21 protein-coding genes are annotated in these 21,048 nt (G+C 73.1%); 10 read left to right on the top strand and 11 right to left on the bottom strand.

Translation table 11 applies throughout. From position 1 onward, the window contains the following. The first annotated feature begins 11 nt into the window (after positions 1 to 11). The gene (locus ACFYYB_RS29490; protein WP_389438818.1) at positions 12 to 989 is read left to right on the top strand and encodes an NAD(P)H-quinone oxidoreductase; all 978 of its coding nucleotides are present in this window, start codon (positions 12 to 14) and stop codon (positions 987 to 989) included. Positions 990 to 1,201: 212 nt separating this feature from the next. On the opposite strand, the gene ACFYYB_RS29485 is transcribed toward ACFYYB_RS29490, so the two are convergent. Genes ACFYYB_RS29485 through pdhA form a run of 3 tightly spaced genes read right to left on the bottom strand, consistent with a single transcriptional unit; the run spans position 1,202 to position 4,775 of the window. Beyond that, positions 1,202 to 2,614 (bottom strand): dihydrolipoamide acetyltransferase family protein, encoded by a 1,413-nt coding sequence (locus ACFYYB_RS29485; protein ID WP_389438816.1) that lies wholly within the window; start codon positions 2,612 to 2,614, stop codon positions 1,202 to 1,204. Next, positions 2,614 to 3,627 (bottom strand): alpha-ketoacid dehydrogenase subunit beta, encoded by a 1,014-nt coding sequence (locus ACFYYB_RS29480; protein WP_389438814.1) that lies wholly within the window; start codon positions 3,625 to 3,627, stop codon positions 2,614 to 2,616. The genes ACFYYB_RS29485 and ACFYYB_RS29480 overlap by 1 nt, the downstream gene beginning before the upstream one ends. Beyond that, the gene (gene pdhA / locus ACFYYB_RS29475) at positions 3,624 to 4,775 is read right to left on the bottom strand and encodes a pyruvate dehydrogenase (acetyl-transferring) E1 component subunit alpha (RefSeq protein WP_389439031.1); all 1,152 of its coding nucleotides are present in this window, start codon (positions 4,773 to 4,775) and stop codon (positions 3,624 to 3,626) included. Before pdhA ends, ACFYYB_RS29480 begins: the two co-directional genes overlap by 4 nt. A gap of 177 nt (positions 4,776 to 4,952) precedes the next feature. On the opposite strand from pdhA, the gene ACFYYB_RS29470 reads away from it, so the two are divergent. Together ACFYYB_RS29470 and ACFYYB_RS29465 are read left to right on the top strand one after the other, a co-directional pair. Beyond that, the gene (locus tag ACFYYB_RS29470) at positions 4,953 to 5,534 is read left to right on the top strand and encodes an Lrp/AsnC family transcriptional regulator (RefSeq protein ID WP_389438812.1); all 582 of its coding nucleotides are present in this window, start codon (positions 4,953 to 4,955) and stop codon (positions 5,532 to 5,534) included. After that, a complete protein-coding gene (locus tag ACFYYB_RS29465; RefSeq protein WP_389438810.1) occupies positions 5,531 to 6,151 on the top strand; it encodes a DinB family protein in 621 nt (206 codons plus the stop codon). The genes ACFYYB_RS29470 and ACFYYB_RS29465 overlap by 4 nt, the downstream gene beginning before the upstream one ends. Positions 6,152 to 6,175: 24 nt before the next feature. On the opposite strand, the gene ACFYYB_RS29460 is transcribed toward ACFYYB_RS29465, so the two are convergent. Both ACFYYB_RS29460 and ACFYYB_RS29455 read right to left on the bottom strand, forming a co-directional pair. Next, the gene (locus ACFYYB_RS29460; RefSeq protein ID WP_274548577.1) at positions 6,176 to 6,763 is read right to left on the bottom strand and encodes a TetR/AcrR family transcriptional regulator; all 588 of its coding nucleotides are present in this window, start codon (positions 6,761 to 6,763) and stop codon (positions 6,176 to 6,178) included. Further along, positions 6,760 to 8,331, bottom strand: coding sequence for a 3-hydroxyacyl-CoA dehydrogenase (locus ACFYYB_RS29455; protein WP_389438808.1), 1,572 nt, complete (start codon positions 8,329 to 8,331; stop codon positions 6,760 to 6,762). The genes ACFYYB_RS29460 and ACFYYB_RS29455 overlap by 4 nt, the downstream gene beginning before the upstream one ends. A 157-nt stretch (positions 8,332 to 8,488) precedes the next feature. Between ACFYYB_RS29455 and paaN the strand changes: the two genes are divergently transcribed. Then, positions 8,489 to 10,171 carry a phenylacetic acid degradation protein PaaN gene (gene paaN / locus ACFYYB_RS29450; RefSeq protein ID WP_389438806.1) on the top strand — a complete coding sequence of 561 codons (1,683 nt, stop codon included), beginning with the start codon at positions 8,489 to 8,491 and terminating at the stop codon, positions 10,169 to 10,171. A gap of 11 nt (positions 10,172 to 10,182) precedes the next feature. Here paaN and ACFYYB_RS29445 read toward each other — a convergent pair whose 3' ends face one another. From ACFYYB_RS29445 to ACFYYB_RS29435, 3 genes are all read right to left on the bottom strand, one after another. Further along, positions 10,183 to 10,950 carry a TrmH family RNA methyltransferase gene (locus tag ACFYYB_RS29445; protein WP_389438804.1) on the bottom strand — a complete coding sequence of 256 codons (768 nt, stop codon included), beginning with the start codon at positions 10,948 to 10,950 and terminating at the stop codon, positions 10,183 to 10,185. Positions 10,951 to 11,087: 137 nt separating this feature from the next. Continuing rightward, positions 11,088 to 12,410: an HTTM domain-containing protein gene (locus ACFYYB_RS29440; RefSeq protein ID WP_389438802.1), complete on the bottom strand. Its 1,323-nt coding sequence runs from the start codon at positions 12,408 to 12,410 to the stop codon at positions 11,088 to 11,090. Further along, positions 12,347 to 13,012 carry a DUF5819 family protein gene (locus ACFYYB_RS29435; RefSeq protein WP_389438800.1) on the bottom strand — a complete coding sequence of 222 codons (666 nt, stop codon included), beginning with the start codon at positions 13,010 to 13,012 and terminating at the stop codon, positions 12,347 to 12,349. Before ACFYYB_RS29435 ends, ACFYYB_RS29440 begins: the two co-directional genes overlap by 64 nt. Positions 13,013 to 13,157: 145 nt before the next feature. Between ACFYYB_RS29435 and paaA the strand changes: the two genes are divergently transcribed. The 6 genes from paaA to ACFYYB_RS29405 all read left to right on the top strand — a co-directional run bounded on the left by paaA (position 13,158) and on the right by ACFYYB_RS29405 (position 18,146). Next, positions 13,158 to 14,219 (top strand): 1,2-phenylacetyl-CoA epoxidase subunit PaaA, encoded by a 1,062-nt coding sequence (gene paaA, locus ACFYYB_RS29430; protein WP_389438798.1) that lies wholly within the window; start codon positions 13,158 to 13,160, stop codon positions 14,217 to 14,219. Next, on the top strand, positions 14,216 to 14,500 hold the full coding sequence (paaB, locus tag ACFYYB_RS29425; RefSeq protein ID WP_243331024.1) for a 1,2-phenylacetyl-CoA epoxidase subunit PaaB: 285 nt from the start codon (positions 14,216 to 14,218) through the stop codon (positions 14,498 to 14,500). Before paaA ends, paaB begins: the two co-directional genes overlap by 4 nt. Beyond that, the gene (paaC, locus tag ACFYYB_RS29420) at positions 14,497 to 15,255 is read left to right on the top strand and encodes a 1,2-phenylacetyl-CoA epoxidase subunit PaaC (RefSeq protein ID WP_389438795.1); all 759 of its coding nucleotides are present in this window, start codon (positions 14,497 to 14,499) and stop codon (positions 15,253 to 15,255) included. Before paaB ends, paaC begins: the two co-directional genes overlap by 4 nt. Next, on the top strand, positions 15,249 to 15,752 hold the full coding sequence (paaD, locus tag ACFYYB_RS29415; protein ID WP_389438793.1) for a 1,2-phenylacetyl-CoA epoxidase subunit PaaD: 504 nt from the start codon (positions 15,249 to 15,251) through the stop codon (positions 15,750 to 15,752). The genes paaC and paaD overlap by 7 nt, the downstream gene beginning before the upstream one ends. After that, the gene (locus tag ACFYYB_RS29410; protein ID WP_389438791.1) at positions 15,753 to 16,895 is read left to right on the top strand and encodes a 2Fe-2S iron-sulfur cluster-binding protein; all 1,143 of its coding nucleotides are present in this window, start codon (positions 15,753 to 15,755) and stop codon (positions 16,893 to 16,895) included. A 99-nt stretch (positions 16,896 to 16,994) separates the two neighbouring features. After that, entirely contained in the window at positions 16,995 to 18,146 is a 1,152-nt protein-coding gene (locus tag ACFYYB_RS29405; RefSeq protein WP_389438789.1) for an acyl-CoA dehydrogenase family protein, read from the top strand. Positions 18,147 to 18,176: 30 nt separating this feature from the next. On the opposite strand, the gene ACFYYB_RS29400 is transcribed toward ACFYYB_RS29405, so the two are convergent. The 3 genes from ACFYYB_RS29400 to ACFYYB_RS29390 form a co-directional block, all read right to left on the bottom strand. Then, positions 18,177 to 18,521, bottom strand: coding sequence for a rhodanese-like domain-containing protein (locus ACFYYB_RS29400; protein ID WP_250738739.1), 345 nt, complete (start codon positions 18,519 to 18,521; stop codon positions 18,177 to 18,179). A 137-nt stretch (positions 18,522 to 18,658) separates the two neighbouring features. Then, the gene (locus ACFYYB_RS29395) at positions 18,659 to 19,498 is read right to left on the bottom strand and encodes a J domain-containing protein (RefSeq protein ID WP_389438786.1); all 840 of its coding nucleotides are present in this window, start codon (positions 19,496 to 19,498) and stop codon (positions 18,659 to 18,661) included. A 96-nt stretch (positions 19,499 to 19,594) separates the two neighbouring features. Beyond that, positions 19,595 to 21,040 carry a DUF2252 domain-containing protein gene (locus ACFYYB_RS29390; protein WP_389438784.1) on the bottom strand — a complete coding sequence of 482 codons (1,446 nt, stop codon included), beginning with the start codon at positions 21,038 to 21,040 and terminating at the stop codon, positions 19,595 to 19,597. Positions 21,041 to 21,048 lie beyond the last annotated feature (8 nt).

Genomic DNA, 21,048 nt, shown 5'->3' with positions numbered 1-21,048 from the left:
AACCTCCGGCCATGCATGCGATCACCATCGAACAGCCCGGCGGCCCCGAGTCCCTGGTGTGGGCCGAAGCACCCGACCCGGTGGCCGGTGACGGTGAGGTCATCGTCGAGGTGGCGGCGAGCGCCGTGAACCGCGCCGACGTCCTGCAGCGGCAGGGGTTCTACAACCCTCCGCCCGGCGCCTCGCCCCATCCCGGCCTCGAGTGCTCCGGGCGGATCTCCGCGATCGGGGCCGGGGTCTCCGGCTGGTCGGTCGGCGACGAGGTGTGCGCGCTGCTCTCCGGCGGCGGATACGCGCAGCGGGTGGCCGTCCCGGCGGGCCAGCTGCTGCCCGTCCCGGCGGGCGTGGACCTGGTGACGGCGGCGGCCCTCCCCGAAGTCGTCTCCACGGTCTGGTCGAACGTGTTCATGGTGGCCGGTCTGCGCCCGGGCGAGACCCTGCTGGTGCACGGCGGATCGAGCGGCATCGGGACGATGGCGATCCAGCTCGCGAAGGCCGTGGGCGCGCGGGTCGCCGTCACGGCGGGCGGCAAGGAGAAGCTGGCGCGCTGCGCCGAACTGGGCGCCGACATCCTGATCGACTACCGCGAGCAGGACTTCGTCGAAGAGGTCCGGGCGGCCACGGACGGCGCCGGGGCGGACGTGATCCTGGACATCATGGGCGCGAAGTACCTGAGCCGGAACGTGGACGCGCTGGCCGTGAACGGCCGCCTCGCGATCATCGGGCTCCAGGGCGGAGTCAAGGCGGAACTCAACCTGGCCGCCCTCCTCGCGAAGCGCGCGGCCATCACCGCCACCACGCTCCGGGCACGCCCCCTGGAGGAGAAGGCCGCGATCGTCGCGGCCGTACGGGAACACGTCTGGCCCCTGGTCGCGTCGGGCCGCATCCATCCGGTGGTGCACGCGACGTACCCCATGAGCGAGGCCCCCGAAGCCCACCGCGTCCTGGAAGCAAGCACCCACGTGGGCAAGCTCCTCCTGACCACCTGACCGCGGTTCCCCGGGGCTGTGCCCCGGACCCCACCGGCACTTCAGCCCCTCCGGCGTTTGAGGAGCGGGGGTCCGGGGGCCGGCCCCCGGGAACGGCGCGGCACGCGGGAACGGGTCCGGGGCGCAGCCCCGGGGAACGGGGGAAGGGCGGGTAGGGGACTGCCCCGCAGGGCCGAGCACCCGTACCCGCCCCGCCCCGCCACACCGCGGAGCTACAGGCTGCGCAGCAGCACCGAAGGCGACTCGACGCAGTCGGCGACGTACCGCAGGAAGCCGCCCGCCGTGCCACCGTCGCAGACACGGTGGTCGAAGGTCAGCGACAGCTGCACGACCTGACGCACCGCCAACTCGCCCTGGTACACCCAGGGCTTCGGGATGATCCGCCCGACACCGAGCATCGCCGCCTCCGGGTGGTTGATGATCGGCGTGGAGCCGTCGACCCCGAACACCCCGTAGTTGTTCAGGGTGAAGGTGCCACCGGTGAGGTCCGCCGGGGCCAGCTTCCCCGCCCGGGCCAGCTCGGTGAGCCGGGCGAACTCCGCCGACAGCGACTCCGCGCTGCGCGCCTGCGCGTCCCGGACCACCGGCACCATCAGCCCCCGCTCCGTCTGCGCGGCGAAGCCCAGGTGCACGGACGGGAGCCGGACGATCTCGTTTGCCGCGAGGTCCACCGTGGAGTTGAGCTCCGGGTGGCGGGCCAGCGCCGCCGTGCAGATCCGGGCGAGCAGCGCGAGGACCGAGATCTTGGGGCCGCCCGCGGCGTTCATCGCCGCCCGGGTCGCCATCAGTTCGGTGGCGTCCGCGTCCACCCAGCAGGTGGCGTCCGGAATCTCGCGCCGGCTGCGCGACAGCTTGTCCGCGACCGCCCCGCGCACCCCCTTGAGGGGGATCCGCGTGGCGCCCTCCGGCGCGGCGGAGCCGACGGAGGCCACCACCGGGGCCACGACGGGGGCCATCGCCGAAGCCTCCCGCGCCGGCGCGCGCAGCGCCGCGTCGACATCAGCGCGCAGGATCAGCCCCTCGGGCCCCGATCCGCGCAGGGCCCGCAGGTCCACCCCGTGGTCCCGGGCGAGCTTGCGCACCAGCGGCGAGATGACCGGTACCGGCCCGGCGACGACGACGGCCGGTGCGGCGGCCGCCGGTGCCGTGACGGGAGGTGCCGTGACGGCGGGTGCCGTCACCGCCGCGACCGCGACCACGGCCGGAGCCGGACCCGCGGGAGCGGCCCCCGGCGCGGCGGAGCCGGGTCGCACCCGCCTCCGACGCGCCGGACGTGAAGGGTCGGAGCCGTACCCGATCAAGGGCCGGGGCGCGTTGGCGGAGTCCGGGGCCCCTTCGGTGGCGACGGCACCGGCATCCGCCTCGGCCGGCAGGCACGCCGCACCCACCGCCACCGTGATCAGCGGCGCGCCGACGGGCAGTTCCGTCCCCTCCTCGCCGAAGCGGGCGGTGACCACGCCCCCGTACGGACAGGGGACCTCCACCATCGCCTTGGCCGTCTCGACCTCGACGACGGGCTGGTCGATGGCGACGACGTCGCCGACCGCCACCAGCCAGCGGACGATCTCCGCCTCGGTCAGTCCCTCGCCCAGGTCCGGCAGCTTGAACTCCATGACCTGCGGCATCAGTTCTCCCACTGCAGACGGGCCACGGTGTCCAGGATCCGGTCCACGCCGGGCAGGTGGTGCTTCTCCAGCATCGGCGGCGGATACGGGATGTCGAAGCCGGTGACGCGCAGCACGGGCGCCTCCAGATGGTGGAAGCACCGCTCGGTGACCCGGGCGGCGATCTCCGCGCCCGGTCCGCCGAAGCCGCCGGACTCGTGGACCACCACCGCGCGCCCGGTCCGGCGTACGGAGGCCACGACGGTCTCCTCGTCGAAGGGGACCAGCGAGCGCAGGTCCACGACCTCCAGGTCCCAGCCCTCCTCGCGGGCCGCCTCGGCCGCCTCCAGGCACACCGGCAGCGAGGGCCCGTAGGTGATCAGCGTCGCGCTCGTGCCGGTCCGCCGGACGAGTGCCTCGCCGATCCCGGGGACCACCGTGGGCGTCTCGGGCGACCAGTCGGCCTTGGACCAGTACAGCCGCTTCGGCTCCAGGAAGATCACCGGATCGTCGCTGGCTATCGAGGCGCGCAGCAGTCCGTACGCGTCTTCGACCGTCGCCGGGGTGACGACGGTGAGGCCGGGAGTGGCCACGTAGTAGGCCTCGGAGGAGTCGCAGTGGTGCTCCACCCCGCCGATCCCGCCGCCGTACGGCACCCGGATGGTGATCGGCAGCGGCATCGCGCCGCGCGTGCGGTTGCGCATCTTGGCCACGTGCGAGATCAGCTGCTCGAAGGCCGGGTACGCGAAGGCGTCGAACTGCATCTCCACGACCGGCCGCAGCCCGTACATGGCCATGCCGACGGCCGCGCCGAGTATGCCGGCCTCGGCGAGCGGGGTGTCCGTACAGCGGTCCTCGCCGAATTCCTTGGCGAGGCCGTCCGTGATGCGGAAGACCCCGCCGAGCGCCCCGACGTCCTCGCCCATGACGTGGACGGTCGGGTCCTCGGCCATCGCGTCGCGCATCGCGCGGTTCAGGGCCTGGGCCATGGTCGCCGGCTTCGTGGCCGCCGGCTTCACCGCCACCGTGGTCATGATCCGTCCCCCTCTTCCTGCTCGGCCGCGTCCAGCTCGGCACGGAGCATGGCCGCCTGTTCGCGCAGTCGGCGGGTCTGCTGCGCGTAGACGTGTGCGAAGAGGTCCATCGGGTCGAGCACCGGCTCCGCGTTCATCCCGTCCCTCAGCGCCGCCGCCATCGCCTCGGCGGCGTCCTTGGCGGCCTTGATGCCCGACTCGTCCAGCACGCCGCGCGCGGTCAGCTCGCGCTCCAGCAGCTCGATCGGGTCGTGCGCCTTCCAGGCCTCGACCTCGGCGTCGCCCCGGTAGCGGGTGGCGTCGTCGGCGTTGGTGTGGGCCTCTATGCGGTACGTGACGGCCTCGATCATGGTCGGTCCGCCGCCGGACCGGGCCCGCCGGACCGCCTCGGACAGCACCTCGTGCATGGCGGCGATGTCGTTGCCGTCGACGAGGCGGCCGGGCATCCCGTACCCCACGGCCTTGTGGGCCAGGGTCGGGGCGGCGGTCTGCTTGGCGAGCGGGACGGAGATCGCGAAGCCGTTGTTCTGCACGAGGAAGACGACCGGCGCCTGCCAGACGGCGGCGAAGTTCATGGCCTCGTGGAAATCGCCCTCGCTGGTGCCGCCGTCGCCGACCATGGCGAGGGCGACCACGTCGTCCCCGCGCAGCCGGGCGGCGTGCGCCAGGCCGACCGCGTGCGGCAGCTGGGTGGCCAGCGGCGTCGAAAGGGGGGCTATCCGGTGCTCGCGCGGGTCGTACCCGGTGTGCCAGTCGCCGCGCAGCAGCGTCAGCGCCTGTACGGGATCCAGTCCGCGCGCCACGGCCGCGAGGGTGTCGCGGTAGCTCGGGAAGAGCCAGTCCTGCTCCTCCAGGACCATGGCGGCGGCGATCTCGCACGCCTCCTGGCCGACGGTGGAGGGATATACGGCCAGACGGCCCTGCCGGGTGAGGGCGGTGGCCTGGGCGTTGTAGCGGCGGCCGCGCACCAGCTCGGCGTAGCACCGGCGCATCAGCTCGGGGTCGAGCCGGTCGGCGGCCGGGGTGCCCAGCACCCGGTACGGCTCGGGGTCCGGGAGCAGCGGGGCGGCATCCGTACGGGGCCTCCAGGCGGGCGGCGGGGTGGAGCGGTGGGACGCACCGGCACCGGGCAGCTCTTGGACCGTCATGGCGGCGTACACCTCCTCGTGGGAAGCGGGCAGGAAGGCCTCGGATGTGAGGCCCCTCACCTACCGATTGTTCGGTTGTCCCGGCAATTTGGCTACAGGCGGCGTCAGGCTGTGGACAAAGTGGCGTCGACGCCCTGGTATGGGTGCAGGACGTCCAGGAGAGGCAGGCATCGGGCGATGACGGATGAACAAATGGCCGGAGCGGGTTCCGGGGCGGGGGGCGCACTCGGGGGCGCGCCCGTACCGCCGGTACCCCCCGGGCCGCCCGCGACGCCGCCGCGCCCCCTCGACCCGATCGACCGGTCGATCGTGCGCCTGCTCCAGGCGGACGGCCGCGCCTCGATACGCTCGGTCGCCGAGCAGGTCCACGTGTCCCGGGCCAATGCCTACGCCCGGATCAACCGGCTCATCGACGACGGGGTGATCCGCGGCTTCACCGCCCGCGTCAACCACGAACGCGCAGGCCAGGGCGCCTCCGCCTACATCACCCTCAAGATCGTCCAGAACTCCTGGCGCACGGTCCGCGAACAGCTCCGCGAACTCCCCGGCGCCGCCCACATCGCCCTGGTCAGCGGCGATTTCGACGTCCTGCTCCTGGTCCACACCCCGGACAACCGCACTCTGCGCGAGCTGGTCCTCACCCGCCTCCAGTCCATCCCGGAGGTCCTCTCCACGCGCACCCTGCTGGTGTTCGAGGAAACGGATCTGCTGGCCCGCGACCAGACCGCCGGCCCCACGATCACCGAGGAGTCCCCGTGATCCCGCCCCGCCTGGCCCCCCTCCTCGAACAGTTCGACTTCGCCCGCGAGCGCCTCACCGCCCGGATGACGGGGCCCGTCATGGACAGCGGCGACGGATCGGACACCCCGGTCGGCGGCCCGCTGACCGACGAGGAGTACCTCTGGGAGCCGGTGGCGGACTGCTGGTCCGTCCGCGCCCGCGCGGCCGGTCCGGGGCCGCGCGCAACACTGCTGGCCGGAGCGGGCCCGTGGGGGCGCGACGCCGCCGCCTACCCGCACCCCTCGCCGCCGCCGTTCACCACGATCGCGTGGCGGCTCAGCCACCTGGGCGAGATGATCGCCCTGCGCGCCGACCACGTGGCCGGCAGCCGCTCCCTGACCCGGGAGCTCCACCCGGTCCCGGGCGGCGCCGCGGAGGCGGTCGCCGCCTTCGACACGGCCGCGGCGGCCTGGCGCACGGCGCTCGGGGGCGTGGACGACGCCGCGCTGGACACCGTGGGGTATTCCAGCTACCCGCACGGCAGCGACCCGGAGGACGTGTTCGTCGACGTCGTGTGGTGGGTCAACCAGGAACTGCTGCACCACGGGGCCGAGATCGCCCTGCTGCGCGACCTGTACCGCGCCCGGCCGCGCTGAGCGGCGGGCGGGCCCGGCGACCGCTCAGCGCTGCGTGCGCAGGCCGTCCAGGGCCATGCTGACCACCGCGTCCGCGAGCTGGTCGGGGGTGGTGCCGGGGTGCGGGCGGTACCACTCGACCAGGGAGTTGACCATGCCGAAGAGCAGCCGGGTGGCGAGCCGGATGTCCACGTCCGCCCGCAGGTCGCCCTCGGCGGCGGCGGCCTTCAGCAGCTCCGCGACCTGGTGGTCGAACTCGCGGCGGCGCTCCAGGGCCCAGCGCTCGGTACGGGTGTTGCCCCGGACCCGCAGCAGCAGGGTCACGTAGGGCAGCTCCGCGACGAGGACCTCGACCGTGCGGCGCGTGACGTACTCGACGCGTTCGACCGCGCGGCCCCGTATCGCCCCCGGCTCCGCCAGGACCGCGAAGAGTTCGTCCAGGGCCCGGCTGACGGCGCGGTGGAGCAGTTCCTCCTTGCCGGCGACGTGGTGGTAGATCGAGGACTTGGAGATGCCGGCCGCCTTGGAGAGGTGCTCCATGGAGGTGCCGTCGTAGCCGCGCTCGTTGAAGACCTGGACGGCGACGGACAGGAGCGTCTCGGGCGTGTACGTGTCCCGCTTGGCCGTGGTCATTCCGACTCCCCCGCCTCGTCGTCGACCTCGTCGTGGACGGAGTCGACCTCGTCGTCGCCCTCGTCGTCACCCGCCGCGTAGCCGAGCTTGTACAGCGCCAGCGAGGGCGCGTACCGGCCGCCGGGACACCGCTCGTCGAGGTGGTGCAGCAGGTCGTACGCCCAGTCGCGGCCGAGCCGGTCGTGCCATTCGGCCGGGCCCACCGGGTAGTTGACCCCGAGCCGCATCGCCGTGTCGATGTCCTCGGCGCCCGCGACCCCGCGCGCCACGGCGTCGGCGGTCAGGTCGATCAGCATCGCGACCGTCCGGGCGACGATCATGCCCGGCACGTCGCCGATGACGGAGACCTTCTTGCCGAGCTTCTGGAACAGCCCGACGGCCTCGGCGAGCGTCCGCTCGCTCGTGTCCTCGCTGACGGAGAGCGCGATCCGGGTGGCGTCGCGGTAGTCGAAGGCGAGGTCGAAGTAGACGACGTCGGCGAACTCGATCGCCGTCTTGCCGTCCGCGAGCACCAGCTGCCCCTCGCCGGGCAGCTGGATGTACGGGCCCCCGTGCTCGACGGGCGTGACCGCGATCCCGGCCTCCTCCAGGAGGTCGAGCAGGCCGGCCGCCGGTCCGAGGTCACCGACGACGGTCACCTTCGCGGGCGCGTCGTGCCCGTTGACGGGTTCCGCGGTGTGCGGGGCCGGGACCTGCGCGTCCGGGCCGTACGGGTACCAGCCGTGGCCCGACTTGCGGCCCAGGCGGCCCGACTGGACCAGCCGGCGCTGCGCGAGGGACGGGGTGAACTTGGGGCTGCGGAAGAAGGACTCCCACACCGAGCGGGTGACGGCTTCGTTGACGTCCTGGCCGATCAGGTCGGTCAGCGCGAAGGGGCCCATCTTGAAGCCGCCGCTCTCGCGGAGCACGGCGTCGATGGTGGCCGGGTCGGCGCCCTGCTCCTCGTACACCGCGAAGGCCTCGGCGTAGAAGGGCCGGGCGATCCGGTTGACGATGAAGCCCGGGGTGTCGGCGCAGCGCACCGGCGTCTTTCCCCACGCCAGGGCGGTGTCGTACGCGCGGCCCGCGGCGGCCGGGTCCGTGGCGAACCCGGAGACCACCTCGACCAGCGGCAGCAGCGGGGCCGGGTTGAAGAAGTGCAGGCCCAGGAAGCGGCCGGGGTGCGCGAGTCCGGCGGCGAGCTCGGTGACCGAGAGGGAGGAGGTGTTGGTGGCCAGCAAGGTGTCCGGCGAAACCACCTCTTCGAGCGCCGCGAACAGCGCCCGCTTGACGGTGACGTCCTCGACGACCGCCTCCACGACGAGGGCGGTGTCGGCCAGCTCCGCCAGCTCGCTCGCCGACGCGATCCGGACGATCGCGTCCTCGGCCTCGGCGCGGTCCAGCCGGCCCTTCGCTGCCATCCGCTCGACCCGGTCCTGGACGAACCCGACCGCGTCGGAGGCGAGAGCGGCGTTGATGTCGTAGATCAGCACGCGGTGACCTGCGAGAAGGGCGACCTGGGCGATGCCCTGCCCCATGGTGCCGGCGCCGACGACCGCCACTGTGCGGGACCGCTCGATTGCTGTCATGCCCAGATCCTCCCGCACCGACTTGTCCACAGGCCTGCCGGGCCCTCTTGTCCCGACCGATCGTTCGGTTACTCTAACTCCAGTCTGCTCTTGTTCATCCCTTCTTGCCTGCCCCGATCGCCTGATCCCGCCCGGCTCAAAGAGGAGTTGGTCCCTGATGGCCGCCGAGCTCACCGTCCCCCAGCTGTCCGCCAAGCACCGGCCCACTCTGGACCAGGCGCTGGCCACCATCCGCAGCCGCGCCTACTGGTCCCCGCACCCCGAGCACCCCAAGGCGTACGGGGAGACCGCGCCGGCCGACGGCCTCGCCGCCTTCGAGGCGCTGCGCGGCACCCGGCTCGACCTCGGACAGCCCGGCACCGACGGCTGGACGGGCGCGGAGACCTCCCCGTACGGCGTGGAGCTCGGCGTCGAGTACCCGCACGTGGACCCGGAGGTGCTGCTGCCCGCGATGCGGGCCGGCATGGGCGCCTGGCGGGACGCCGGGCCCGAGGTGCGCGCCCTGGTCTGCATCGAGATCCTGGCCCGGATCTCGGCGCGGACGCACGAGTTCGCGCACGCCGTCATGCACACCAGCGGCCAGGCCTTCATGATGGCGTTCCAGGCGGGCGGCCCGCACGCACAGGACCGCGGGCTGGAAGCGGTGGCCTACGCCTACGAGGAGCAGACCCGCGTCCCCGGTCAGGCCGACTGGTCGAAGCCGCAGGGCAAGAAGGACCCCCTCGAACTGGGCAAGACCTTCACCGCCGTCCCGCGCGGCATCTCCCTGATGATCGGCTGCAACACCTTCCCCACCTGGAACGGCTACCCGGGCATCTTCGCCTCCCTGGCCACGGGCAACCCGGTGCTGGTCAAGCCGCACCCGCGCGCCGCGCTCCCGCTGGCGCTGACCGTCCAGGTGGCCCGCGAGGTCCTCGCCGACGCCGGCTTCGACCCGAACCTGGTCGCGCTGGCCGTGGAGCGGCCGGGCGAGGGCATCGCCAAGGAGCTCGCCGTCCGGCCCGAGATCAAGGTCATCGACTACACCGGGTCCACCGAGTTCGGCGACTGGCTGGAGACCAACGCCCGCCAGGCGCAGGTCTACACGGAGAAGGCCGGCGTCAACACCGTCGTCCTGGACTCCACCGACAACTACAAGGGCATGCTGTCCAACCTGGCCTTCTCCCTCTCCCTCTACAGCGGCCAGATGTGCACCACCCCGCAGAACCTGCTGATCCCGCGCGACGGCATCGAGACCGACGCCGGGCACAAGTCCTACGACGAGGTCGTCTCTGACCTCGCGGGCGCGGTCGGCGGTCTGCTCGGCGACGACGCGCGGGCCAACGCTCTGCTCGGCGCCCTGGTCAACCCGGACGTGAAGGCCCGCCTGGAGGCCGCGGCAGGGCTCGGCGAGGTCGCACTGGCCTCGCGCGAGGTGACGCACCCGGACTTCCCGGGCGCGGTCGTGCGCACGCCGGTGATGGTCAAGCTGGACTCGGCCAAGCCGGACGACTCCGCCCCCTACCTCTCGGAGTGCTTCGGCCCGGTCTCCTTCGCGGTGGCGGTCGACTCCACGCAGAGCGCGCTGGACCTGCTGCGGCGCACGGTCCGCGAGAAGGGCGCCATGACGGTCGGGGCGTACACCACGTCGGCGGACACCGAGCGGGCCATCGAAGAGGTCTGTCTGGAGGAATCGGCGCAGCTCTCGCTGAACCTGACGGGCGGGGTCTATGTGAACCAGACCGCGGCCTTCTCCGACTTCCACGGCTCCGGCGGCAACCCGGCGGCGAACGCCGCCCTGTGCGACGGGGCGTTCGTGTCCAACCGCTTCCGCGTGGTGGAGGTGCGCCGCCAGGGCTGAGCCCCCGGGCCTTACGCCTTGGGCCCTCCCCAGTGGAAGAGGGTCATGGCCACACTGGTGGCCAGGTTGTAGCTGGAGACCTGCGGCCGCATCGGCAGGGACACCAGGTGATCGGCTCGGGCGCGCAGCTCGGGCGAGATGCCGTGGCGTTCGGAGCCGAAGGCGAGCAGGGCCTCGTCCGGGAGGGTGAGGGCGCGGATGTCCTCGCCCTCCGGGTCGAGCGCGTACAGCGGGCCGGGCGGCAGCCCGTCGAGCTCCACCCGGTCCACGGTCGTGGCGTAGTGCAGACCGGCGCCGGCCCGGACCACGTTGGGGTGCCAGGGGTCCAGGTCTCCCCTGGTCACCACTCCGGTGGCACCGAAGCCGGCGGCGAGCCGGACGACGGCTCCGACGTTGCCCAGGTTGCGCGGGTTGTCGAGGAGCACGATCGGGGCCGTCCTGGGCCGTGCGTCGAGCCGGGCCCGTCCTTCGGCCCGCCCGGGCCGGACCGCGAGGGCCGCCACCCCGGTGGGGTGCACCCGCGGCAGCAGCCCCTTGAGCGGAGCCTCGCGCACGAGCCGCGCGACGTCCGCCTCCACGTCCCCGGCCAGCTCGCGCGCGAGGCCCCGTACGGCTTCGGGATCGTCGGCGACGGCGATCCGCACGTCCGCCCCGAACCGCAGCGCGTGCTTCAGCGCGTGAAACCCGTCGAGGAGCACCAGATCCTCCCGCGCAACGGCTTCCCGCCACTGCCGCTCGGTGTCCTGGATGCCATCGGGGTTCCCGTGCTGCTCACTCATACCGCCGACCCTACGTTCCGTTCCAGCCCCTCCGGCGTTCGAGGAGCGGGGTCCGGGGCGGAGCCCCAAGGGATCCGGGGCGCAGCCCCGGGGAACGGTGGAAGGGCGGGTAGGGGACAAGCCCCGCAGGGCCCGGCTCAGCGCGGGACGGGGCTGGGCAGCGCCGGCTCCGGGTCCGCGTAGGGCTCTGGATCCGGTCCGGGGTCCGGAGCGGGCCGCCCCCCACGCACCCGCCGCGCGGCGACCACCGCACCCAGCCACACCAAGAACCCGGTCGGCAAGAACACCGCATCGGCCGCGATCATCGCCAGCGAGAAGAACGGCAGCCCCAACAGCACCGCGATCCCCGCGTGCTCCAGCATCATCACCGCCAGCAGCACATTCTTGATCCGCCGGTTGAACAGCGTGAACGGGAAGGCCACCTGGACCGCGACCGTCCCGTAGGACAGCAGCATCACCAGCGTGCCGCTGCTCGCGAGGAAGGCCGAGACACCGGGCCACGGGGTGAAGTAGTCCAGGTTCAGCGGGTAGTACAGCGCCGTGCCGTCCTGCCACCGCGAGCCCTGGATCTTGTACCAGCCGGCCGTCGCGTAGATCAGGCAGACCTCCACCATGATCACCAGCATCCCGGCGTTGTGCAGCAGGTTGGCCAGGACGTCGAGGACGGCCCGCCCCTCCCCCTCCGGCTCGTAACGGTCGACCGTCCACCACAGCGCGGCGAGCACCCACAGGGCCGCGAGGAACGTCACCCAGCCGGTACTGAGGTCCCCGGCCACGGCCCCGTACGCGAACACCGCGCCGAGCACGCCCCACAGCACCGGCCCCGCCGGCCCGGCCGAGGCCGTACCGAGGCGGCGGGCGCGGCGGGCGTCCAGTGACCAGACCTGCGCGCACCGGGTCAGCACGAGGTAGATCGCCATCAGGTGGATGACGTTGTCCCCGCCGTCGCCCATGAAGACGCTGCGGTTCTGCAGGGACAGCACGCCGACCATGAACACCACGGAGGTCGCCCGGGTGCGCCAGCCCAGCATCAGCAGGGCGGACGACAGCACGGCCACGACGTAGACGATCTCGAACCAGAGCGCCGAGTCCGACCACATCAGGACCGTGAAGGCGTGGTTCGAGTCGATCAGCCGCCGCGCCAGCTCCCAGCTCCACGGCCCGTCCGGCCCGTACAGCTCGTGGCGGTGGGGGAACTCCCGCAGCAGGAAGAACAGCCAGGTCCCGGTGAATCCGATGCGGACCACGGCGCTCTGGTACGGGCCCAGCGCCTGCCCGCTGACCCGGGCCAGCGCCCGCGCCCCGGAGGCCTTGAGCCGCTTCGCGCCGGCCCCCTTCGCGCCGGCCCCCGTCACACCAGGCCCCGTCACACCAGGTCCCGCCGCACCGGGCCCCGTCACACCGTCCACCACGGCAGCTCCCGGTAGTAGGTCTGGGTGTCGGCCTTCTCGTCGGACCATGGGGGTGCGGCGACCTCCGTCGTCGCCCCGCGCACCTGGATCCGTACGATCCGGCCCTCCGCGACCCGGCCGGTGTCCAGCCGGTCCACGGCGATCCGGCGCAGGTACTCCTCGGCGAGTTCGCCGCGGTCGCCGGTGGACTTGTTGTTCTCGTCGTGGGAGGAGGTGAAGAAGTCCCAGGCCCGGCGGAGCTCGTTCTGCTGGGTGTGGCTCGGCAGCAGGTTGTGGCGGATGGCCGCGCCGTCCTCGGCGGACAGCCCGCGCCAGGTGCCCGTCACCAGCCGGCCGTCGTCGGTCCGCACTTCCGCGCGCATCTCCACGGCGATGTTCTGCTGGAGCGGGTTGGGGGCGAAGAGCTTCCAGTTCTGTTCGAACTCGGGGTAGACCCACCAGTCGATCCGGGCCGCGTGCCGCTTGCTGACCGTGTTGGACGGGGCCACGTGCAGGAAGACGAGGGCCAGGTGGAAGCAGGCGGCCACCGCCACCGCGCCGAGCGCGAGGGCCGTGACGACCCGGTACGGGGTGGACAGGCCGGCGATTCCGGGCTCCCTGGGCGGGGGTGGAGCCGCTCCTTCGAGGGGCTCCAGCGCGTTCGAATCCATCCCGCCCCGATCATCCGGCGTCCACAGGGTTGACCACAGAGGTTGACACCCTACGGGCCCTCGTCCCACCATTGAAGAGGATGAACCGAACGATCGGTCGGTCGGGCGGGACGAGGCGGGAAAAGACCTCTGACAGGGGGCCGTGATGGTGGCAGTGACCCCGGCAGCGACATCGGGGACGGGGGGCCGGGACGCGAAGCAGGACGCCGTGCGGGACGCGGGGATCGGCGTGACCGCCGACCTCGGCGCGCAGCTCGCGGCGGCCTTCGACGCGGCCGTGGCGGCCGACGAGCGGGTGGAACCGCGCGACTGGATGCCCGACGAGTACCGCGCGTCCCTGGTCCGCCAGATGGCCCAGCACGCCCACTCCGAGATCATCGGCATGCAGCCCGAGGCGAACTGGATCACCCGCGCGCCCTCCCTGCGCCGCAAGGCGATCCTGATGGCGAAGGTCCAGGACGAGGCCGGCCACGGTCTGTACCTGTACAGCGCCGCCGAGACCCTGGGCACCAGCCGCGACGAGCTCCTCGACAAGCTCCACGCCGGGAAGCAGAAGTACTCCTCGATCTTCAACTACCCCACCCTGACCTGGGCCGACGTAGGCGCGATCGGCTGGCTCGTGGACGGCGCGGCGATCACCAACCAGGTCCCGATCTGCCGCTGCTCCTACGGTCCGTACGCGCGGGCCATGGTCCGGATCTGCAAGGAGGAGTCCTTCCACCAGCGCCAGGGGTACGAGCTGCTCCTCGCCCTCTCCCGGGGCACCGAGGCCCAGCACGCCATGGCGCAGGACGCCGTGAACCGCTGGTGGTGGCCCTCGCTGATGATGTTCGGCCCGCCGGACGCCGAGTCGGGGCACTCCGCGCAGTCGATGGCCTGGCGGATCAAGCGCCACACCAATGACGAGCTGCGCCAGCGCTTCGTGGACATCGCGGTCCCGCAGGCCGAGTCGCTGGGGCTGACCCTGCCCGACCCGGACCTGAAGTGGAACGAGGAGCGCGGGCACCAGGACTTCGGAGCCATCGACTGGACGGAGTTCTGGGAGGTCCTCAAGGGCAACGGCCCGTGCAACGAGGAGCGGATAGGACAGCGCCGCACGGCACACGAGGAAGGCGCCTGGGTGCGCGACGCGGCCGCGGCGTATGCGGAGAAGCAGGCGGCGGCCACGGCCGCCGCGGTGACCATCGGAAGCGAGGCTCGGGTATGACGCAGAACTGGCCCCTGTGGGAGGTGTTCGTCCGCTCGCGGCGCGGCCTCTCGCACACGCACGCGGGCAGCCTGCACGCCCCCGACGCGGAGATGGCCCTGCGCAACGCCCGCGATCTCTACACCCGGCGCGGCGAGGGCATCTCCATCTGGGTGGTGCCCTCCACGGAGATCACCGCCTCCTCCCCGGACGAGCGGGACCCGTTCTTCGCCCCGTCCGCCGACAAGCCGTACCGGCACCCCACCTTCTACGAGATCCCCGAGGGGGTGCAGCACCTGTGACGAGCACCGACACGAGCACCGAGACGAGCACCGCATCGGGGACGGCCGCCGTGACGGCGGCCCTGGCCCTCGGCGACGACGCGCTGATCCTTTCGCACCGCCTCGCCGAGTGGGCCGGCCACGCGCCCGTCCTGGAGGAGGAGGTCGCCCTGGCCAACATCGCCCTCGACCTCCTCGGCCAGGCCCGCGTCCTGCTGTCGACGGCCGGCGACGAGGACGAGCTGGCCTACCTCCGCGAGGAGCGGTCCTTCCGCAACCTCCAGCTGGTCGAGCAGCCGAACGGCGACTTCGCCCACACCATCGCGCGCCAGCTCTACTTCTCGCTCTACCAGCACGAGCTCTACGGGGAACTGGCGCGCGGCGACGGCCCGTTCGCGCCGCTCGCCGCCAAGGCGGTCAAGGAGACCGCCTACCACCGCGACCACGCCGAGCAGTGGACGCTGCGGCTCGGCGACGGCACCGAGGAGAGCCGGCGCCGGATGCGCGCCGGCCTGGACGGGCTGTGGAAGTACACCGGGGAGATGTTCCGGCCGGTGGACGGGCTCGACGAACTCGACTGGGCCGCCCTGGAAGGCCGTTGGCTGGCCGCGCTGGGCGGCGTACTGGAGCGGGCCGGACTGGAGCTGCCCCAGGGCGCGCGGCACGGCGCCTGGGCCGCCGGAGCCGGTCGGCAGGGACTGCACACCGAGTCCTTCGGCCGGCTGCTCGCGGAAATGCAGCACCTGCACCGCAGCCACCCGGGGGCATCGTGGTGACCAGCACCGAGCAGACCCGGCTGGAGGTGGAGCTGGCCGCACTGGCCGGCTCCGTCCCCGACCCGGAGCTGCCCGTGCTCACCCTCGCGGAGCTCGGCGTGATGCGCGGGGTGCGGATGCACGAGGACGGCCACGTGGAGGTCACCCTGACCCCCACCTACACCGGCTGCCCGGCCATCGAGGCCATGTCCGCCGACATCGAGCGGGTCCTGATCGACCACGGCATAGCGCAGGTCCGGGTCCGGACCGTGCTGGCCCCCGCCTGGTCCACCGACGACATCAGCGCCGAAGGCCGCCGCAAACTGGCGGAGTTCGGCATCGCCCCGCCGCGGCCGCACGCCGCCGGCGGACCGGTCCCGCTCACCTTGTCCGTCCGCTGCCCGAACTGCGGATCGACCGACACCGAGCTGCTCAGCCGGTTCTCCTCCACCGCATGCAAGGCGCTGCGCCGCTGCACCGCCTGCCGCGAACCGTTCGACCACTTCAAGGAGCTGTAGATGGCCGTGTCACCGCCGTCAGCCACACCGGTGTCCGCGAACCCGGTGCGCCCCGCGCGCCACGGCGCGTTCCACACCTTGACGGTGACGGCGGTCGACCGGCTCACCGAGGACTCCGTGGCCCTGACCCTGGCCGTCCCGCCGGAGCTGCGCGCCGAGTACCGGCACTCGCCGGGCCAGCACCTCACCCTGCGCCGGGGCGCGGCGGGGGGCTCCGAGGTGCGGCGCACCTACTCGATCTGCTCCCAGGCCCCCGCCGCGGACGGGCCCGGTCCCGCCGCACTGCGGGTCGGGGTGCGGCTGGTGGAGGGCGGGGAGTTCTCCTCCTTCGCCCACAAGGAGATCGCCGCGGGGGACGTCCTCGACGTGATGGTCCCGGCGGGCCGGTTCATCCTGGACCCCGCGGCGGCGCCGCCCGCCGCGCACTACGCCGCGATCGTCGGCGGCAGCGGCATCACCCCGGTGCTGTCGATCGCCGCGACCCTCCTCGCCGCCCGCCCCGACGCACGGTTCTGCCTGGTGCGCAGCGACCGCAGCGCGGCCTCGACGATGTTCCTGGAGGAGGTCGCCGACCTCAAGGACCGCTATCCCGACCGGTTCCAGCTCGTCACCGTGCTGTCCCGGGAGGAGCAGGAGGCCGGGCTGCCCTCCGGACGGCTCGGCGAGGAGCGGCTGACGGAGCTGCTGCCCGCCCTGCTGCCGGTCGCCGAGGTGACGGGCTGGTTCCTGTGCGGCCCGTACGGCCTGGTGACGGGAGCGGAGCAGGCGCTGGCCGCGCTCGGCGTGGTCCGTACCCGGGTCCACGAGGAGGTCTTCCACGTCGAGGACACCGCCCCGCCCGCCCGCACCGCTTCGGCCGAGGTCACCAGCGGCCGGGTCACGGCGCGGCTCGACGGCCGCTCGGGCACCTGGCCGGTGCGCGACGGCGAATCCCTGCTCGACGCGGTGCTGCGGGCTCGCGCGGACGCCCCGTACGCCTGCAAGGGCGGCGTGTGCGGCACCTGCCGGGCCTTCCTCGTGACCGGCGAGGTGCGCATGGAGCGCAACTTCGCGCTCGAGGATCAGGAGACGGAGGCCGGGTTCGTGCTGGCCTGCCAGTCGCACCCGGTGTCGGAGGACGTGGAGATCGACTTCGACCGCTGAGGGGCCGCCCCACGCCTCCCCCTGTCCAATTTCAGGAACGTGTTCTATCTTGACGCACCGTCAGGCAGAGCACGATCCGGGCACGCGGGAGGACAGGCAGTGGACTTCACCTTCACCGAGGAGCAGCAGGCCGCCGTCGAGGCGGCCAAGGCCGTGTTCGCGGACGTGGCCCCCGACGGCGTACCCAGCCCCGCGCTCACCCCGAGGGCGGTGGCCGAGGAGTTCGACCGCGAGCTGTGGGCCAAGCTCGCGGACTCCGACCTGCTGAGCCTGGTCCTCACCGAGGAGCACGGCGGCTCCGGCCTCGACGCCATCGCCCTGTGCCTCGTCCTGCGCGAGGCGGCGAGGGTGCTGGCCCGGGTGCCGCTGCTGGAGCACTGCGCCACCGCCATGGCCGTCCAGGCCCACGGCAGCCCCGAGCTGGCCGGCGCCCTGCTGCCCGGCGCCGGGAACGGCGGCCTCGTCCTCACCGTCGCCGCGCACGGCCGCAGCGGCCACGACCCGGCCGAACTGGCCGTCACCGCACGGCGGGAACGACAGGACGCCGACGACTGGCTCTTGGAGGGCGTGCAGACGACCGTCGCCTGGGCGCACAGCGCCGACTGGATCGCCGTACCGGCCCACACCGGGGAGGGCGAGGCGGTCCTCGCGTTCGTCCCCCGGGGCGCCGGGGGCCTGTCCCTCGCGGAGCAGTACTCCACCAGCGGGGAGCGGCTCGCCGAGCTCACCCTCGACGGCGTACGGGTCCCGGCCTCGCACCTGATCGAAGCGCCGGGCGCCTGGGACCACCTGCGCCAGCTCCTGGCCACCGGGACCTGCGCGCTCGCGCTGGGCCTCGGCGAGAACGTGCTCACCATGACCAGTCAGTACACGAGCAAGCGCGAGCAGTTCGGCTTCCCGGTGGCCAGTTTCCAGGCCGTGGCCGTCCAGGCCGCCGACCGCTACATCGACCTGCGCGCCATGGAGGTCACGCTCTGGCAGGCCGCCTGGCGGCTCGACGCCGCCACGGGCGGAGCGGGCGGACCGCTGCCCAGCGCCGGTGACGTGGCCGTGGCCAAGATCTGGGCCTCCGAGGGCGTACGCCGCGTCGTGCAGACCGCACAGCACCTGCACGGCGGCTTCGGCGCCGACACCGACTACCCGCTGCACCGCTACCACGCCTGGGCCAAGCAGCTGGAGCTTCAGCTCGGCCCGGCCGCGGCCCACGAGGAGGCACTGGGCGACCTGCTGGCCGCCCACCCCCTCGCCTGAGCGGCCAGGGCCCGCAGGGGCCCCGGGGTCTCAGACGACGAAGCCCGGGGTGCCCGCGTCGGTGACGACCGGGCGGCCCGCGGCCTCCCAGTCCTGCATGCCGCCGGCCACGTTCACGGCGTCGATGTCCTGACCCCGCAGGTACTGGGCCACCTGGGCGGAGCGCCCGCCGACCCGGCACATCACGTAGACCGGGCGCTCGTCCTCGATCTTCTCGGTCAGCTCACCGATGCGCGCCACGAACTCGCTCATCGGGATGTGCAGCGCACCCTCGGCATGGCCGGCCGCCCATTCGTCGTTCTCGCGAACGTCGAGGACAAAGGCTTCGGAGGGCAGCGCGGAGGCGGCCACCGAGGGAAGCGGTCCGGAGTTCATGTCTGTCGCCTTCTCTCGTCACGGATAGCTGAGCCAACCTATCCGACCCGGCCTGCCGACCCGCCCGCGACGGCTTCACCCTCGGCCGGGCCCGGCCGGAGCCCGGCCGGAGCCCGACCGGGGTCCTGCCCCGGGCCTCACTCGGCGGCGAGGGCCGCCAGCTCCGCCTCACGCTTCTCGACGTCGCCGAGCAGCTGCTCGGCGATCTCCTCCAGCAGCCGGTCCGGGTCCTCCGGAGCCATCCGCAGCATCGACCCGATGGCGCTCTCCTCCAGGTCCCGGGCCACCACCGACAACAGCTCCTTGCGGCGCGAGAGCCATTCCAGGCGCTCGTACAGCTCCTCGCTCTCGCTCAGCCGCTGCTCGGCCGGTGCCGGGCCTTCCGCCCACTCCTGCGCCAGCTCGCGCAGCACCTGCTCCTCGCCGCGTCCGTAGGCCGCGTTGACCCGCGCGATGAACTCGTCGCGCCGCTCGCGCTCGGCCTCGTCCTGGGCCAGATCGGGATGCGCCTTGCGGACCAGCTCGCGGTAGAGACGGCGCACCTCCTCCGAGGGGCGCACCCGCTCCGGCGGCCGCACGGCGCGGTCCGTGAGCATCGCGGAGGCGTCGTCGGACATCCCGTCCGCGTCCAGCCAGTCGTGGAACAGCTCGTCCACCCCGGGCATCGGCATCACCAGCGAGCGGGCCTCGCGCGCACGGCGCAGGTCCTCCGCGTCCCCGCTCTTGGCAGCCTTCGCCTCGGCGATCAGGGCGTCCAGCTCGTCGAGCCGCGAGTACATCGGTCCGAGCTTCTGGTGGTGCAGACGGGAGAAGTTCTCCACCTCCACACGGAAGGTCTCCACCGCGATCTCGAACTCGATCAGTGCCTGCTCGGCGGCCCGCACGGCGCGCTCCAGGCGCGCCTCGGGCCGCTCGTCGGCAGCGGGGCCGGGGCCGGAGCCGGGCTCGGACTCTTCGGGAACAGTCTGCTCGCTCACCCGGCCAGCCTAAGGCCCTCGGGCCCGGGTGTTTCACGTGAAACATCGACCGGTTTCACGTGAAACATCCCGCGCGCGGGCTCGGCCGCCGGCCGCTCAGACCCCGGACTCCGCCGCGATCCGCCCGGACCGCACCGCCTCCACCAGCACCGCGTGGTCGGCCTCGCTCCGGTCGGCGTAGGCCACGGCGAAGCCCGCGATGGCCTCGTCCAGCTCGTCGCTCTTGCCGCAGTACCCGGCCAGCAGCCGCGGATCCGCGCTGTGCGCGTGCGCCCGCGCCAGCAGGGCTCCGGTCATCCGCCCGTAGTCGTCGAACTGGTCGGCGGCCAGCGCCGCCGGGTCCACGCTGCCCTTGCGGTTGCGGAACTGGCGTACCTGGAAGGGCCGCCCCTCCACCGTCGTCCAGCCCAGCAGGATGTCGGAGACCACCTGCATCCGCTTCTGCCCCGCCACCACCCGGTGGCCCTCGTGCTCCTCCGGCGGGGAGACGAAGCCGAGCCCGGGCAGGTGCGGCAGCAGTGCGGAGGGCCTGGCCTCCTTCACCTGGAGGACCAACGCCTCACCCCGGTGGTCCAGCAGCAGCACCACGTACGAGCGGGTGCCGACGCTGCCCGTGCCCACCACCCGGAAGGCCACGTCGTGGATCGCGTACCGGGCCAGCAGCGGCAGCCGGTCGCCCTGGAGGGTTTCCAGGTACGGGCCCAGCGCGGCCGCCACCGCCGCCGCTTCCCCGTCCCCGACCCGGCGCAGCACGGGCAGCGCGTCCACGAAGGCCCGGCCCCCGTCGGACGTCGGCTCGGTGGACTTGGCCGCGAACCGGGCGGAGGTGTTGTTGCGGGCCTTCTCCGAGACCCGTTCCAGCGTGCCCAGCAGGTCTCGGGCGTCGGTGTGCGAGACCAGTTCCTCGTCCGCGATGGCGTTCCACGCGTCGAGGGCCGGCAGTTTGGCCAGCAGGCGCATCGTGCGCCGGTAGGCGCCCGCCGCGTCGTGCGCGGCCGCCCGGCAGGTGTCCTCGTCCGCACCGGCCACCCGGCCGGCCAGGACCAGCGAGGTGGCCAGCCGCTTGAGGTCCCACTCCCACGGGCCGAAGACGGTCTCGTCGAAGTCGTTGAGGTCGATGACCAGCCGGCCGCGCGCGTCCCCGTACAGGCCGAAGTTGGCCGCGTGCGCGTCTCCGCAGATCTGCGCGCCGATCCCGGTCACGGGACCGCCGGAAAGGTCGTGCGCCATCAGCCCGGCCGAACCGCGCAGGAACGCGAAGGGGTTGGCGGCCATCCGGCCGGTCCGTATCGGCGCGAGTTCGGCGACCCGCCCGACGTTGGACTCCTCGACCGCACGCACCGCGTCCGGACGGTCGGCCGGGGCCTCGAAGAGCGCGTGCGCCGACCGGGGCACCCTCACGCGCAGCGCCTTGCCCGCCGCCCGGGGAGACACGGAGGGGGAAACGGCAGGAGATCCGGCCCGCGGAGCGAACCCCTCGACCGCCGGTATCCGTACCTTCGACTCCGGTCCCACGCCGTGCTCCTGCGCTACCGCCGTCATGCGCCCCG

It is taken from the genome of Streptomyces sp. NPDC002886, assembly GCF_042888445.1.
In the GTDB taxonomy this organism is placed as follows: Bacteria; Actinomycetota; Actinomycetes; order Streptomycetales; family Streptomycetaceae; genus Streptomyces.
This window is presented reverse-complemented; position numbering and strand designations above follow the sequence as displayed.

Bases quoted from the DNA above. Each gene is read 5' to 3' on its own strand.
- paaN (WP_389438806.1), top strand. From the start codon at position 8,489: ATGGCCGCCGAGCTCACCGTCCCCCAGCTGTCCGCCAAGCACCGGCCC.
- ACFYYB_RS29455 (WP_389438808.1), bottom strand. From the start codon at position 8,331: ATGACAGCAATCGAGCGGTCCCGCACAGTGGCGGTCGTCGGCGCCGGC.
- ACFYYB_RS29435 (WP_389438800.1), bottom strand. From the start codon at position 13,012: ATGGATTCGAACGCGCTGGAGCCCCTCGAAGGAGCGGCTCCACCCCCG.
- ACFYYB_RS29460 (WP_274548577.1), bottom strand. From the start codon at position 6,763: ATGACCACGGCCAAGCGGGACACGTACACGCCCGAGACGCTCCTGTCC.
- ACFYYB_RS29440 (WP_389438802.1), bottom strand. From the start codon at position 12,410: ATGGTCCGACGAGAAGGCCGACACCCAGACCTACTACCGGGAGCTGCC.
- pdhA (WP_389439031.1), bottom strand. From the start codon at position 4,775: ATGACGGTCCAAGAGCTGCCCGGTGCCGGTGCGTCCCACCGCTCCACC.
- ACFYYB_RS29445 (WP_389438804.1), bottom strand. From the start codon at position 10,950: ATGAGTGAGCAGCACGGGAACCCCGATGGCATCCAGGACACCGAGCGG.
- ACFYYB_RS29470 (WP_389438812.1), top strand. From the start codon at position 4,953: ATGACGGATGAACAAATGGCCGGAGCGGGTTCCGGGGCGGGGGGCGCA.
- ACFYYB_RS29410 (WP_389438791.1), top strand. From the start codon at position 15,753: ATGGCCGTGTCACCGCCGTCAGCCACACCGGTGTCCGCGAACCCGGTG.
- paaA (WP_389438798.1), top strand. From the start codon at position 13,158: ATGGTGGCAGTGACCCCGGCAGCGACATCGGGGACGGGGGGCCGGGAC.
- ACFYYB_RS29400 (WP_250738739.1), bottom strand. From the start codon at position 18,521: ATGAACTCCGGACCGCTTCCCTCGGTGGCCGCCTCCGCGCTGCCCTCC.
- ACFYYB_RS29390 (WP_389438784.1), bottom strand. From the start codon at position 21,040: ATGACGGCGGTAGCGCAGGAGCACGGCGTGGGACCGGAGTCGAAGGTA.
- ACFYYB_RS29485 (WP_389438816.1), bottom strand. From the start codon at position 2,614: ATGCCGCAGGTCATGGAGTTCAAGCTGCCGGACCTGGGCGAGGGACTG.
- paaB (WP_243331024.1), top strand. From the start codon at position 14,216: ATGACGCAGAACTGGCCCCTGTGGGAGGTGTTCGTCCGCTCGCGGCGC.
- ACFYYB_RS29480 (WP_389438814.1), bottom strand. From the start codon at position 3,627: ATGACCACGGTGGCGGTGAAGCCGGCGGCCACGAAGCCGGCGACCATG.
- ACFYYB_RS29490 (WP_389438818.1), top strand. From the start codon at position 12: ATGCATGCGATCACCATCGAACAGCCCGGCGGCCCCGAGTCCCTGGTG.